General features: G+C 66.8%; 11 protein-coding genes and 1 pseudogene. 9 read left to right on the forward strand and 3 right to left on the reverse strand.

Annotated elements, in window-relative coordinates; all coding sequences use genetic code 11:
• Window positions 1–8 precede the first annotated feature (8 nt).
• Window positions 9–1,775, reverse strand: a complete 1,767-nt coding sequence (locus DB31_RS18750) for a serine/threonine-protein kinase (RefSeq protein ID WP_044189449.1) — start codon at window positions 1,773–1,775, stop codon at window positions 9–11.
• 140 nt (window positions 1,776–1,915) lie between these two features.
• Here DB31_RS18750 and DB31_RS44895 point away from each other — a divergent pair, with 140 nt between their 5' ends.
• The 7 genes and pseudogenes from DB31_RS44895 (at window position 1,916) to DB31_RS18785 (ending at window position 9,336) form a co-directional block, all read left to right on the forward strand.
• Window positions 1,916–2,593, forward strand: coding sequence for a hypothetical protein (locus tag DB31_RS44895; protein WP_157232049.1), 678 nt, complete (start codon window positions 1,916–1,918; stop codon window positions 2,591–2,593).
• Window positions 2,590–4,035, forward strand: a pseudogene (tnpC, locus tag DB31_RS18760) (IS66 family transposase). The gene DB31_RS44895 and the pseudogene tnpC overlap by 4 nt, the downstream one beginning before the upstream one ends.
• 196 nt (window positions 4,036–4,231) lie before the next feature.
• Window positions 4,232–6,421 (forward strand): PQQ-binding-like beta-propeller repeat protein, encoded by a 2,190-nt coding sequence (locus DB31_RS18765; RefSeq protein WP_157232050.1) that lies wholly within the window; start codon window positions 4,232–4,234, stop codon window positions 6,419–6,421.
• Window positions 6,422–6,433: 12 nt separating this feature from the next.
• The gene (locus tag DB31_RS48890; protein ID WP_044189453.1) at window positions 6,434–6,748 is read left to right on the forward strand and encodes a hypothetical protein; all 315 of its coding nucleotides are present in this window, start codon (window positions 6,434–6,436) and stop codon (window positions 6,746–6,748) included.
• 25 nt (window positions 6,749–6,773) lie between these two features.
• Window positions 6,774–7,337 carry an imm11 family protein gene (locus DB31_RS18775; protein ID WP_044189456.1) on the forward strand — a complete coding sequence of 188 codons (564 nt, stop codon included), beginning with the start codon at window positions 6,774–6,776 and terminating at the stop codon, window positions 7,335–7,337.
• Window positions 7,338–7,398: 61 nt separating this feature from the next.
• Window positions 7,399–8,763 (forward strand): SitA5 family polymorphic toxin, encoded by a 1,365-nt coding sequence (sitA5, locus tag DB31_RS18780; protein WP_044189459.1) that lies wholly within the window; start codon window positions 7,399–7,401, stop codon window positions 8,761–8,763.
• A 9-nt stretch (window positions 8,764–8,772) separates the two neighbouring features.
• Complete coding sequence (locus tag DB31_RS18785) at window positions 8,773–9,336, forward strand: imm11 family protein (protein ID WP_044189460.1); 564 nt, start codon at window positions 8,773–8,775, stop codon at window positions 9,334–9,336.
• Window positions 9,337–9,625: 289 nt separating this feature from the next.
• Here DB31_RS18785 and DB31_RS18790 read toward each other — a convergent pair whose 3' ends face one another.
• Entirely contained in the window at window positions 9,626–10,699 is a 1,074-nt protein-coding gene (locus tag DB31_RS18790; protein ID WP_044189463.1) for a sulfite oxidase, read from the reverse strand.
• A gap of 204 nt (window positions 10,700–10,903) precedes the next feature.
• On the opposite strand from DB31_RS18790, the gene mnmG reads away from it, so the two are divergent.
• A complete protein-coding gene (gene mnmG, locus DB31_RS18795) occupies window positions 10,904–12,736 on the forward strand; it encodes a tRNA uridine-5-carboxymethylaminomethyl(34) synthesis enzyme MnmG (protein WP_044189465.1) in 1,833 nt (610 codons plus the stop codon).
• Window positions 12,737–13,061: 325 nt separating this feature from the next.
• A complete protein-coding gene (rsmG, locus tag DB31_RS18800) occupies window positions 13,062–13,715 on the forward strand; it encodes a 16S rRNA (guanine(527)-N(7))-methyltransferase RsmG (RefSeq protein WP_044189468.1) in 654 nt (217 codons plus the stop codon).
• Between the two features lie 32 nt (window positions 13,716–13,747).
• On the opposite strand, the gene DB31_RS18805 is transcribed toward rsmG, so the two are convergent.
• Complete coding sequence (locus DB31_RS18805) at window positions 13,748–14,254, reverse strand: hypothetical protein (RefSeq protein ID WP_157232051.1); 507 nt, start codon at window positions 14,252–14,254, stop codon at window positions 13,748–13,750.
• Window positions 14,255–14,311: the final 57 nt, after the last annotated feature.

Below are 14,311 nucleotides of genomic sequence, written 5' to 3' on the forward strand. Positions count from 1 at the left end.
GCGCCGGACTACTCTTCGAGGTTGAGCTTGACGATCTTGTTCTCGCCCGGCTTGAGCTCCACCTGTTGGATCTTGGTCTTCTTGAGCTCTTCGTTGACGAACTTCACGGTGTAGGTACCCGAGGGCAGCTCCACCGCGTCAAAGGGCGTCTGCCCGTAGTTCTTCCCGTTGATGAAGATGGTGGCGAACGGGCGGACACGGAACGCCAGGGTCCCCTTGCCTCCGGACTTGGCCGTCTTCGAGCCCGTCCGAGTCTTGGGCGTTTGGGTCTTGGGCGTCGTGGGCTCGGACTCCGGCGTGGGCGTCTCGGGCGCCGTGGCCACCTCTGGCGGCTGTGTCTCCGGGGGTGGCGTGTTCTCGGGAGGCGTCTCGGGCGTGGGCGTCTGCGCGAGCTCCTCCGGCTTGGGCGTGGGAGGCGCCTCCTTCACCGGAGGAGTGTCCGCGACGATGGGCGGTGTCACCGGGGGCGGTGTCGGGCCCGAGCGTGACAGCCAGTAGCCACCGCCCCCCAGGAGCAGCACGGCCACGAGCGCGGCGGGGATCGCCATCCTCTTTCCAGGAGAGGCCTCCGGAGGCGGTGCCTTCTTGGAAGGGGCTGCGTCGGGCGTCTCCAGCTGCTGGGTGCGCTCGACGACGATGGGCTCGGGCTCTGAGAGAGGCTGAGCGGGCGCCTGCTGACCCTTCAGGAGCGTGGGATCCAGCGGCGCGGACTTCGTCGAGGACCTCAAGCCCGAACCACTGGAGCGGGGACCGGTGCCACCGCCGGTGGCCGGGACGGGCGTGTGAGCCGGAGTCGCGGAGGACCGAGGCCCGCTGCCGCCGCGCGGCGTGCCGTGAGGCGTGGGCATCGGCGAGTCGGAGCTGGGCGACACCTGGGCGATCAGCTGGACGATGTGCTGGGTCGTCACGGGCTTGCCCACGGAGAGGATGAACTCCTCCAGGTCCGCCGCGAGCGCGAGGCAGTCCGGGTAACGCTGCTCGCGATCCTTGGCCAGCGCGCGATCGAGGATGCGCAGGAGGGGCTCGGAGAGATCCGGCCGGTGTTGCGCGGCAGGCACCATGGGCTCGAAGAGGATGGCCTGCATGGTGCTGGCATCCGTCTCGGACTCGAACGGCTTGCAGCCGGTGACGAGCTCGTAGAGCACCACGCCGAGCGCATACACATCCACGCGCCGGTCCAGGGCCTTGGCGCGGATCTGCTCGGGGGGCATGTACGCGAGCTTGCCTTTGATGACGCCGCTCTGCGTCTTGTGGCCTTGGCTGGCGGACTTGGCGATGCCGAAGTCCACCACCTTCACGGCGCCCTGGCGCGACACGAGGATGTTGTCCGGGCTGATGTCGCGGTGGATGAGGCCGATCGGCTCGCCCGTCTCGGGGTCGGCGAAGTCGTGGGCGAAGGCGAGCCCCTCGCAGGCCGAGGCGATGAGCCGGGCGCAGACGGCGGGAGGTAGCTCGAGACCGGCGGTCTGGGCGCGCTTGAGGAGCACACGGAGGTTGGGCCCGTCGATGTACTCCATGGCGAGGAAGTACTCGCCGTCGGCCTCACCGAAGTCGAAGATCTGAACGATGTGGGGGTGGTTGAGCTGGGCGGCGAGCTTGGCCTCGGAGAGGAACATCTCGACGAAGGCGGGGTCCTCGGCGAGGTGCGGGAGGATGCGCTTGACGACGAGCGTCTTCTCGAAGCCCATGGGGCCTGCGGCCTTGGCGAGGAAGACTTCGGCCATGCCGCCAGTGGCGAGCTTGCGGATCAACTGGTACTTGCCGAGCTGCTGCATGAGGAGACGCTCGCACAGAGTCGGTCCGAGGGGAATTCCATACCCCTTTGGGAGAGGGTGGGGGGCGAGGGGGTGGCTTCTAGCATCCCACCCTCATGGGCTACCCTCTTCTTCACGCGTCCCGAGGCCTCGCGGTGTGCTTGCTCGCGGTGGGCCTCATTCCTGGCGTTGTTTGGGCACAAGACGACTTCCACCGGTACTTCTCCGAGGCGGTGAAGCTCTACAACCGGGGAGAGAACGAGCAGGCGCTCGAGCAGTTCCAGCAGGCGAAGGCGCGCACCTACGTGGTCCAGCAGGACGTGGTGGTGGCGCTGTACGAGGGGCTGATCCTCTTGGAGTTGGGGCCGAAGGAGAAGGCGCTCGCGGCGCTGGAGACGGGGCTGCTGCTGGATCCGGACGCGGAGCTTCCGGTCATGGTCTCGCCGAAGGTGAAGGAGGAGTTCGAGGCGCTGCGCGAGAAGGTTCGGAAGAAACTGGCGCGGAGGGAGTCAGCAAAAGCGGAGGATATGCCGACGAGGGCAAAGCTTGATCCGACGGAGGCGTCAAAGCAGAAGCTCTTCGAGCCACGGTCGGGATTGGCTCAGCAGTCACGGATGCGTGTGCCTGCAGTACCGCTGGCCCTAGCGGGCGTGGGAGTAGTGGCGGCGGGAGTGGGTGCGGTGCTCGGGAACCTGTCAAACACCAATGCCCACAAGGCCAATGATGCGTACAAGAACGGGCGTAACCGTTCACGGGTTTGGAAGCTGGTAGAGGGGGAAGCAGGCAGGGCACGAGCCGACATGAGAGGTAGGGCGTGGAGTGTTCTACCTACAGGGTGAGCACGTCCGAGTCCATACCGGCCCAAGTGGTCCAACTGCAGGTGCTGCTGGGAGCAGCGCTGGAGAGGATACGGCAGTTGGAGCAAGAGAACGCCCAGCTGCGAGAACGGCTGGGGCAGAACTCGACCAATTCCTCAAGAGCTCCGTCAAGCGATCCTCCCGGGACAGCCCGGGCCCAGAAGAAGAAGAAGCGTCGAGGGCGGCGTCCCGGAGGGCAGCCGGGTCATCCCAAGCACGAGCGAGCCTGGGTGCCGCTGCAGAGCGTGGATGAGGTGGTGGAGCTGGTACCCGAGCAATGTCAGCAGTGTCAGCGCAAGCTGAAGGGCCAGGACTCCGAGCCCCAGAGGCATCAGGTGGTGGAAGTGGAGCCTTTGAAGGCGCGGGTGACGGAGTACCGCAGCCACCAGGTGAGGTGTCAGCAGTGCGGCCTCCTGACGCGAGCGGACGTGCCGGCTGAGGCGCGCAGTGCATTTGGGGAGCGTTTGGGTGCGAGCATGAGCCTGCTGGTGGGCAAGTACCGGCTGAGCAAGAGGCTGGTGTGCGAAGTGCTGTCGGACCTGGGAGGCGTGCAGGTGTCGGTGGGCAGCGTGTCCAACCTGGAGCAGCACATGAGCGCGGCGCTGCAAGCGCCCGTGGAGTAGGCGCGCCAGTACGTGCGGAACGCGGAGGTGGTCCACGCTGACGAGACGGGGTGGACCCAGGGCGTGAAGCAGGGGCGAGCAGCACGCGCTTGGTTGTGGACGGTGGCCAGCGCCCTGGTGGTGGTGTTTCAAGTCGCCCTGAGCCGTGGGCGCCAGGTCATCCAGGGGCTGCTGGGCAAGGACTTTGTCGGCTGGCTCATCACCGATAGGTGGAGCGGCTACGACTGGTACGACCCGGGGCTGCGCCAGGTGTGCTGGTCGCACCTGACGCGTGACTTCCAAGGGTTCATTGACAGAGCAGGCCCAGGCGGGCGTATCGGCCGCGATCTGATGGCCCAGCGCAACCGAATGTTCAAGTGGTGGCACCGCGTGCGCGACGGCACGTTGGAGCGCCAGGAATTTCAGAAGCGGATGCGCAAGGTCGAGCGGCGCGTGGGAGCGCTGCTGCGGCAGGCGCTCGGGTGCGGGCAGAAGAAGACGGCAGGGGTGGCCCGGCGAATCCTTCGGCTGGAGAAGTGCCTGTGGGTGTTCGTGGACGTGCCGGGCGTGGAGCCGACCAACAACGCCGGCGAGCGCGCCCTGCGCCAAGGCGTCATCTATCGCAAGCTCTCGTTTGGCACCCGAAGCGAGCGCGGCAGCCGCTTTGTCGAGCGCATCCTCACGGTCGTCACGACGCTCAAGCAACAGAGGCGAAATCCGTTGGAGTTCCTGACACAGGCGCTGTGGGCTTATCGTCGGGGCTTGCCTGCACCGTCGCTTCTGCCCACTGCCGCTGGGGCTCAGGTGGCTGTCGCTTCCTGAGCCGGTGAACGGTTACGAACGGGCTTCCACCTCAAACAGACCTGCCTCGCATAGTGCAGGTCTTGGATGACGCTCATCGAGAGGCGCGCACTGCCAACATCATGTTGGGCACGGCAGCGCTCGCTGTAGGTGGAGCCGTCGTGACGTGGTTGCTCATGGGTGATGACAGCGACTCTGCATCACAGGAGGAACGGTGATGCGCTCCACTGGATGGGCGTGGGCCCTTTGGCTGGTGACGAGTTGCACGGTGCCGGAGAATGGAGTGAAGAGGTGTGTCGTCGACACGGACTGTGGAGAAGGCGGGCGCTGCGACCTGAGCCTCAGTCTTTGCTACCAAGGTGGCACGGAACCCGAGAGCGGCGTGTGCGATCCGGCCTGCGCTGCCTATGAAGCTTGCACAACTGCGGGATGCCAGCCGCGGTTCGCGTCGCTGAAGTTCCTGAGCCCGGCCAACAACGCAGTGGTGAGCGCCGGGACAGTGCAGGTGCAGGTCCAACTCGTGGCCAATCCCACTTACGCTGAGACGACCCAGTATCCGGAAACGCTGGACTTCAGAGCCTCACGAAATGACGGTGGCAGCGACGTAGGTGCTTTTGGGGCTGTGACCCGGGACGGAGATACGTACACGGTCACCTGGACGCGGCCGTCCGCTCAGGCCCAGCTCATCTTGACTGCCGCTCATCCAACGCCCGCCGCCGACCTGAGTGCTTCCGTGACGGTGCAGGTGGATGCGGTTGCACCCACCTTCACCATCAACTTTCCCGATCCAACGCGCATCCCCGGAGGTCCCAACCAGGCCGAGCCGAGGGACAGCGACACTGACTACCCGAAGGCCTATCGCCGGGATGAGTCCGTCACTGTGGCGATCTCCGCCAACGAGCCCGTGAGCGACGTGGTGCTGACGGTATCCGGCATCGCCTCAGGAGGAGGCGTCGGTCAGGCTCTGGCTCCCAAGCCTGTACAGGCTGGTGGGACGTGCGACGGCAGTCCGGTGTTCTGTGGGACCGCGACTGTGGACCTGTATGAGCCCGAGATGAGGGAGTTCCGGGGCACCATGCAGTTCCAGGTCGAAGGAGTCGATGCCGCAGGCAATCGAGGCTCGGCGACAGTGGGTCTCAAGGTGACGCGCTGGAAGTGGGCGTTTGATGGCGGTGGAACTATCAAGGCCAGTCCCGCCCTGGGAGAGAAGGGCGTCGTCTATTTCGGAACCGCTGCCACTGCGGGCAAGGTCTTCGCGATCGAGCCAAGCGGCAAGAGGAAGTGGGAGGTGGATGTCGAGGCCGTGGAGGGGAGTCCCGCTGTGGGTGCCTTCGCCAATGGGACGGAACTGGTGTACGTGGCGAGCAACTTCGCAGGTGGTGCATCAGGTACTCGGCTCCGCGCGATCAACGGAGATCTTGGTAGTGTGATCAACACCCCCTGCACGTTCTCCGTAGTAACCGGCACTCCCCCTTCCTCGATCAGCGCAGCCGCCGTGACGGCAACGACCCTCAGCAGCACTCCTGTGGAGACAGGGCTGTTTGTGGTCTCAGGTAACCATGGCAGCGCTGTTGGCTTGCGCCCCACGAGTGCGGGGGCAAACTCCGTGGGATGCGTGAACTCGGATAGCTCACAGGGGATGTCCAACTCGACCGCAGGCGGCGGGCTGGTGGCAACCAGCACAGGCCAGTTTGCTTACCCGACCGACACTCGACGCATGGTGAAGTATGCCTTCGGCAACTCAACTCCGCTGTGGACCGCCACGCCAGGAGGCAGTTCGGGACAGCGGGTTTTCGGCATGGCGCTGTTGGTGAATACCCTGGTGGGTAGTGGTGGCAACGACTTCGATCAGGGAGGGGTGTTCCAGATCGCGTTCGATTCCACCGGAACTCCACCTGCCAATGCGCTGCCCGACACGGACAATGGTCGTGTCAACCAGCTTGTCGCGACGGCCGACAACAAGGCCTATTTCGGCCGTGAGTATGCGGGCCCTAGCAACCTGTTGGCCCGTTACGATTTGTCTATCCCAGCGGTGGCCCAGGCGAGCCCTGCGCCCGGTGTTCTCTCTGCGGCGCCAGTCATTGGCTCGGATGGGCGGTTGTACACCGTTAACAGGTCGGGAGAACTGGCTGTGTGGGCCACTTCAGACCTCTCCAACCAGTGGAGGCTGTCGAACCTTGGGGTGAACATCGAAGCCTCGCCGACGCTAGACTGTGCGCGCGGCTTAAACGGCACTCCCGTGGGAGCCAATCGCCCAGGTGTCCTCTACGTCGCAGCGGGTAATAAGCTTCACGCTTTCGTCGTGGACAGCCCGCGGCTGCTCAAGGACCCCAACAGCTGGCCCAAGTTCCAGCACGACGTGCGGAACACCGGCAACCCGGCTACTCCCATCACCAACTGCCCGTAGAATGCCTGGGTGATGCGGATCTCGATCTGGCGGTGGTGCCTGTTGGTAGTGAGTGCAGTGGCGCTCGTGGCTTGCTCCTCGAGCCGGAGCGAGGCGACGAAGCCCAGTCCTCAGGAGGGCACGGAGCAGTCCACGCCTCAGGTGCCGCCTCCGCCTGTGGTACCGCCCCCAGAGCCAGTTCCGGCTCCGCCTCCCATCCCGCGCACGCCTCCCGCGTCCCCGCGCTGTGGCCCCGACGAGATGGACTGCTGCGGCGCCTGCATCCCCAGGTCCGAGAAGCGGTGCCCCGAGAACATCCACTGCCCTACGGCAGCTCCCGAGAAGTAAGCAACAACCGCGCTAAATCGAGTCCATGCCCAAGCGGTTTTTCGAGCTCGCCGACGATGTGATTGTCCCGCACCGCTGGCACCTGGACACGCCGACGGACAGTCAGGGCCGCAAAGTGGACGATGCGCTGTTCAGGCTCGGGAGTCCCGTCCACATTCAGGGGCGCTTGAAAGTTCCTGTCGAGATCGCGGGCAAGCCACTGGACTTCACGGAAGCGAACGTCGGTGTTCCGGTGGTCCATGTCCGGGTTGCGTCCATGTTCGCGGAGCTGGCCCCTCACGATGTGCAACTCTTCCCTGTGGACGTTGAGGGCCAGCCGGATCAGTACCTCATCCTTGTGGCCACGCGGCTCATCCGCTGTATCGACGAGAAAGCATCCCGGATCCGGCTCTGGACTCATGAAGACGGGCTCCCAGAGATGGTCGGCCAGTATGCCTCCGTGCGCGACATGCGCATCGACAAGGCCCAGGTGGGAAGCGCCCAGGTGTTTCGTCCTGAGGGGTGGATCGTCTCTCTGATCGTCTCTGGGGAGCTCAAGGACGCCTTGGAGCGCATGGGCGCCACAGGCACGAGGTTCGAGGAAGTCTAAGTTCGAGCTGGGGTGCCTCACAACACGTGGGCGGCGCGGCCTTTAAAAGTAGGAGTCAGCCATGAAGCAGAGGCAGGTGCAGTGCAGGGCCGGTGCCTTGCTCCTCGCGTTTCTCGTGGGATGCAGCAGTGTTCCGCGAGTCCCCCACGTGGAGCAGGCCGCCCCGGGTAAGGCCGTCGTCCACATTCCGCGCGCGGCGGAGCTGCAGCTCGTCGTGGTGGACAAAGAGGAGTTCCAGAAGGCCATTCGCAGGCTGGCGCGCGAGGCGCGGCTGTCCGGCTCCCCGCGACAGACGGTGGAGCGGATGTTCCGGATGGACGCGCAGTTCGGTAACTACCTCTACCTCTTGAGGGACAAGAAGCTGGTGCCGGCGGGGCCAGGCGAGCTGCTGGAAGGGACGCTGACGAAAGAGGACTTGGAGACGGCCGAGCGCTACCGGCTGTGGTGCCGGGACGTCCACGGCTTCTACGGCGACTGTCTCGGGGGAGCGCTGGTGGCAGGGCGCTACCTGGACATGCACGGCCGCTACATCTGGGCGTTGGCGCTGAGCAAGAGCCCGGTGTTGGAGGAAATGAAAAAGGCGTTGGGGGAGATGGTGCAAGTGCGCGCCCTCATCAACACAGTCCTATGGACGCTGGGTTCCATGCTGCTGATCCTCGCGCTCAACCCCGTGGCTCCTGCGCTGGTGGCGGTGGTGGGCCTGGGGCTGGTTCTGTACGTGGGCGTGGACACGCTGCAGAACCTCGTGTCCGGCTGGCTCGAGTTGATGGAGGAGGTGAAGGTGGCCAACACCTTCGAGCAGCTCCGCGAGGCGGGCGAACGCTTTGGGAAGATTCTCGGGCGCGAGGCGGCCCGCGCGTTCGCCATGCTGTTGATGGCGGCCATTGGCTCGACGGCGCAGCAGTTCGCGGCGAAGGTGCCGACACTGCCCGGTTCGGCGCAGGTGGCCGTGCAGGCCGAGGGTGTGGCAGGAATCCCGCTGCCCGCGTTGGGTGCAGTGGAGGAGTTGGCGCTGGCGGCCGAGGGCGTGAGCGTGACGGTGGCCGCCACGGCGATGACCATGGGGGCCAGCGGCAGTGGCGGCACGAGCCCCTGCATCGAGACGCACCACATCGCTACCATTTGCAACGACACCTCCACCGCGCGTGGCGGGCCATGGACGCCGCGGTTCCGAGTCATCTTCGCCAAGGCGGGAATGTCGATGGATGACCCGGCGAACAAGATGCCGCTGCCGGGGCACTATGGGCCTCACCCCGAGCGGTACCACCAGATCGTCTATGATGAATTGTTCACGGCAACGAGTACTTGTCGCAGCATCTTGGACTGCCGTGAGAGGTTGACGCGCGCCCTTCGGGTTCTGGCGAAGGATATCTCCACACCAGGAACGGAGCTGAACCAGCTCCTGACCCGCCCATCGCCTCGTTAGAAGGAGATCATGCCACAGCGTTTTTTCAGACTCGCCGACGATGTGCGGGCTGCCCACCGCTGGCATCTCGATACGCCGAAGGACCGTCAGGGCCACACGGTGGATTACAGAGACTTCAGTCGTGGAACGCCTGTCCCGGCCAAGGACCGCTTGCGAATTCCCGTCGAGATCTCGGGCAACCCGCTGGACTACACAGAGGCGAACGTGAACATCCCAGTGGTTCACGTCCGCGTCGCGTCCGTGTTCGCGGAGCTGGCCCCTGCTGATGTGCAGATGATCCCGGTGGATGTGGAGGACCACCCAGACCAGTACCTCATCCTCGTGGCCACACGGCTCATCCGCTGTATCGACGAGAAGGCATCTCGTATCCGTCTCTGGACACACGAAGATGGACTCCCTGCGATGGTCGGCCAGTACGCCTCGGTACGAGACCTGCGTATCGATAGGGCCCAGGTCGGAAGCGCCCAGGTATTCCGGCCCGAAGGGTGGACCGTCTCGCTCATCGTCTCCGGGGAGATTCATGACGCCCTGGAGCGCATGGGCGCCACAGGCACGCGGTTCGAGGAGGTCTAATGAGGGTGGTAGCCATCGCGATGTCAGACTGAGGGACTACTCCTGGGGCTGCTCTGTCCCAGGAGGCTGTCCTGAGTTTCCCCCTTCCCATTCTCCACTGCTCTGAGCCCCCGCAGGACTGTGTTCCCGAGGAGGAGGTGTGCTCGGTGGACTCGAAGGTTCCCTGTGAGCCGGGCGGCGTCCAGAGTCCCGTGCCCTCCCCTCCTCATAATAAGGAGGAGTGCCCCCGCAGCAGCAGCACGCGCAGCCTCGTCGATGTGCTCGACGCACTGATGTAGCGCAGCGGCGCTCAGCCCACGTTCACCACGCGCGCCATCACCGCGTTGTTGCCGTAGCCCAGCCGGTTCCACTGTGACGTCTCCGGCTGTGTCTCGCCGGCCTCGTCCGTGGCCCGGGCTCTCAGCGTGTGCCGCCCCGGCTTCGCGTCCTCCCACGTGAAGGCCCAGCGCACCCATGCCGACGGTTTCGGTTTCTCCAGCAGCGTGGCCGGCTTCCACGTCTCCCCGCCGTCCACCGCCACCTCCACCTGCACCACCCGACGCTCCCCGCTCCACGCGATGCCGTGCACCACCACCCGGCCCGGTGCCACGCGAGCCCCTTCCGAGGGCGTCAGGATCAGCGACTTCACCCGCATCCGCGTCACCGGCTCCGGCGCACGGCCGTTGCTCAGGTCATAGATGTAGCGCTCGCGCTGGTAGTAGCCGCTGAAGGGCCGCGTGAGGGCCTCGATGCGCTTCACCCACTTCACGCTCGCCATGCCGTACCAGCCCGGGACGATCAGCCGCATCGGTGCCCCGTGCGCGCGAGGCAGCGGCTCCCCGTTCATCTCCAGCGCCAGCAGCGTGTCCGGGTGCATCGCCTTGCTCACCGGCAGCGCACGGGCGAAGCGCTTGCTCCCCTCCCCGTCCGCTCCTTCCACCAGGATCTCCAGCACGTTCGGGCGCAGTCGCGCGCGTCCCAGCACCTCCGCCAGCGGCACGCCCCTCCACACCGCCGTGCTCAGCGCGCCCTTGTCCCAGGGCTCGCCCTCCGGCAGAGGAGACATCGCCGTGCGGCCGTTGCCCGCGCACTCCACGGTCGCCGTCACCTCGCGCAGGGGCCCTCGCGCCAAGTCCTTCAGCCGCAGCGTCAGCGGCGCCTCCACCGCCCCCTCCACGGTGATGCGGTGGGTGGCGGTGGGCAGCTCCGGCTCGGCGTAGTTGCTGCGCACGAAGAAGGAGTCCGTGGGCGTCCGCGGATGAGTCAGCGCCTCCAGCGGTGCCTCCGCGTTGAAGGGCTCGAGCTTCACCGGCACCAGCTTGGCCCGCGTCTCTTTGTGGAGCTCCTCCTGCGCCTCGTCCCCTGTCCCCTGTTCTCCCTCCACGCCCCACCCCCTGCCCGGGAGATGGGGTTCGCCTGTCCAGAGGACAAGGGCCCGCGTTCGCTGGCGGTCATTTGGAAGGCCAGACGTTCAGTCGCATGCGAGGCGGGTGAATCCCGGTGGACATGGCTGTCTGGACGCTCGCCAGGGGAGTCCACCGTCTGGAGACGCAGCAGCCCCGCGTCGGTCGTGTTAGTGGGAGGCGCGATGAAGCACCGGTATGACGTCATCGTGGTGGGCCTGGGACACGCGGGCTGCGAGGCTGCCCTCGCCTGCGCCCGCCTGGGGCTCGAGACGCTGGGACTCACCCTCAAGAAGGACCGCGCCGCCGTCATGAGCTGCAACCCCGCCGTGGGAGGCACCGCCAAGGGCCACCTCGTGCGAGAGCTCGACGCGCTCGGCGGAGAGATGGGCCACGCCGCTGACCGCGCCGGCACCCACTTCAAGACGCTCAACGCCTCCAAGGGCCCCGCCGTCCAGGCCACCCGCGTCCTCTGTGACCGCGATGCCTACGCCCGCGTCGTCCAGTCCGTCCTCTTCTCTCAGCCGAACCTCACCGTGCACGAGGCCGAGGTCTCCACCCTCATCGCCGAGGGCGGTCAGATTGCTGGCGTGGTGCTCGGGGATGGCACCCAGGTGCAGGCGCGCGCGGTGCTGCTCACCACCGGCACCTTCCTCCAGGCCCTCATGCACGTGGGCGAGAAGAAGGAGGTGGGTGGCCGGCTCGGGGATGAGGCCGCTCGCGGGCTCTCGGAGTCTCTGCGCTCCCTGGGCTTCACGCTCGGCCGCTTCAAGACGGGCACGCCGGCGCGCCTGAAGCGGGACACCATCGACTGGGACGCCGTGGAGCCGCAGCCGGGCGACTTCCCTCCCCGGTTCTTCTCGTGGCGCACGCGCCAGGCGCTCGGAGGCTGCGAGCCCGCGCTCCAGCAGCCCTCGGTGACGTGCGGCATCACCTTCACGACGGTCGAGACGCACCGCCTGCTGCGCGACAACCTGCACCGCTCGCCGCTGTTCCAGGGAGACATTGTGGGCCGGGGGCCTCGGTACTGCCCCTCGCTGGAGGACAAGGTGGTGCGCTTCGCCGCGCGCGAGCGCCACCAGGTGTTCCTCGAGCCCGAGGGCCCGGACTCTCCGCTGGTGTACCCGGCGGGCCTGTCCACGAGCATGCCCGCGGACGTGCAGCTCGAGTTCCTGCGCAGCATCCCCGGGCTGGAGCGCGTGGAGGTGGTCCGCTACGGCTACGCCGTGGAGTACGACTACGCCCCGCCCACGCAGCTGTCCGCCACCTTGGAGACGAAGGCCATTCGAGGCCTGTACTTCGCGGGGCAGCTCAACGGCACCTCGGGCTACGAGGAGGCGGCGTTCCAGGGCCTGTACGCAGGCCTCAACGCGGCGCTCCAGGTGAAGGGCGCGCCGCCGCTGCTGCTCGGCCGCGAGGAGGCGCACGGGGCCGTGCTGGTGGACGAGCTGGTGACGAAGGGCGTGGACGAGCCGTTCCGCATGTTCACCAGCCGCTCGGAGCACCGGCTCAAGCTGCGCGAGGGCAACGCGGAGCTGCGGCTCGCGAAGCACGGCCACCGGGTGGGGCTGGTGCCGCGCGAGGCGCTCGAGCGGGTGGAGGCGCGCGCTCGGGCGGTGGTGGACGAGGTGGCGCGGCTGAAGCGCACGGGGCTGGCGGCCCGGCTGCGGCGGCCCGAGGTGAGCTACGCGGCGCTGGCGGCCGAGGCGCGCGAGTGGCCCTCGCTGCCGCCCGAAGTCACCGAGGAGGTGGAGGTGGAGGTGAAGTACGAGGGCTACATCGCCCAGGCCGAGCGCGCGGCGGCCCGCGAGGCGGAGGCGTGGGACGGCTGGGTGATTCCCCCAGGCTTCCCGTTCTCCGAGGTGCGAGGCCTGTCCACCGAGGCGGTGGAGAAGTTCACGGCGCACCGGCCGGGCACGGTGGGCCAGGCCCGGCGGATTCCAGGGCTGACGCCCGCGGCCCTCTCCCTGCTGCTGGTGGCGCTGAAGAAGGAGCGCCCTGCTCGCGAGCAGGACTGATCAGCGTCTGATCAAGGTTCCAGCCGCAGTGGAACCGGATCCGCGGGCGGCCATCGGGAAATTCGAAAAGCCCTGGCAACGGCGGCGCGCTTCAGGTACACGGTCGCCCCGCTCCGGATCCGGCGGTGAGAGACTTATCGGGTCGGATCCACCCGTGCTGTCCTGCCAAGTCAGTATGTCCAAGTACGTTCCGAGCGGCGTTTCCGTTCTGTGAGCCTGTGGACACGATGAAAGGCGGCCTGTGGGAAACGTGTGGAGAACTCGCGCTTTTCTGGAGGCCTGAAGGAAATCAGGCACTTGGGCCCCGGGGGCATGTGGAGGATCTGTGGATAACACGCGCTTCTTTGATCAGCTCCAACAGGGGTGTCAGACGCTGGGTGTGAGCGTGGGTGAGGACGTCCCCGCGAAGCTGCTTCGGCTCATGAGTGAGCTGATCAAGTGGAACGCGAAGGTGAATCTCACCGCCATTACGGAGCCGGAAGAGGTGCTCGAGAAGCACTTCCTGGACTCGCTGGCGGTGCTGCCCGAGGTGGAGGGCGCTTCTTCATTACTGGATCTCGGAGCGGGGGCGGGCTTCCCGGGGCTGCCGCTCAAGCTGGCCCGGCCGGCCATGGCGGTGACGCTCGTTGACGCGGTGGGCAAGAAGGTGGGCTTCCTCAAGGCCGCCATCGCCGTGCTGGGGATGAAGGAGGCGCGGGGACTCCATGCGCGCGCCGAGGGCCAGCCCGAGTCCGAGGGCATTCCGCGCGCGGAGCTGCTCATCGCCCGCGCGTTCATGGACTTGCCGGATTGGTTGAACCTCGCGCCCGCGTACGTGCAGCCGGGGGGGCGCGTGGTGGCCATGCTCGGCAAGGCTCAGCCGGACACGGAGCTGCACGCGCGCGCGGGTGAGCGAGGCCTCCGGCTGGTTTCCGCGCGCCAGTACCGGCTTCCGTTCTCGCGGGCCGAGCGGCAGGTCGCCGTCTTCTCGAAGGTCTGACGAACGTCAGCGCCCGCTTCGCTGGCGGGTGATCAGCGAGCGTTCCACGCCACGGACTCGGACTGCAGCGAGAGGATCCGCGAAGCCCGGGAGCGCTGGCCCTCCGCCAGGCACGGGGTGGCGCCCGTGAGCGAGAAGGTCGCCGAGGCCGACAGCCCCACCGCGTTCGTCACCGTGGCGGTGATCTCCGGAGCAGTGTCCGTGAGCATGCACGGTGGCGGCATCCAGACCACTTCGCTCTGCGTGGCCTCGGACACAGCGGGGCCCAGGGTGCCCGTGTTGGTGGACCAGGTGATGGTGAGCGCGCGCGCTTGTGGATCCGCCGCGACAACGCGGAAGGTGACGCGGTTGCCGGAGAACCAGCGCAGCTCGGACTGGAAGGTGCTGGTGATGCGCGGGGCGGCGGAGGCGTCGAGCGGGCTCTCGCGCGGCGAGGTCTGCTGCGCGGCGGGCTCGGCGGACTGCTGGCTGCAGCCTCCGAGGAGCATGCCCAGCGCCGCCATCAGCCCCCTGCCCTTCCATCCTTTATATGCGTGCATGGCGCGCCTCCCGGCTCAGCGCTCGAAAACGCTGCGCACACTGTAGGAGACGTTGAA

Source organism: Hyalangium minutum (assembly GCF_000737315.1).
Classification (GTDB): domain Bacteria; phylum Myxococcota; class Myxococcia; order Myxococcales; family Myxococcaceae; genus Hyalangium; species Hyalangium minutum.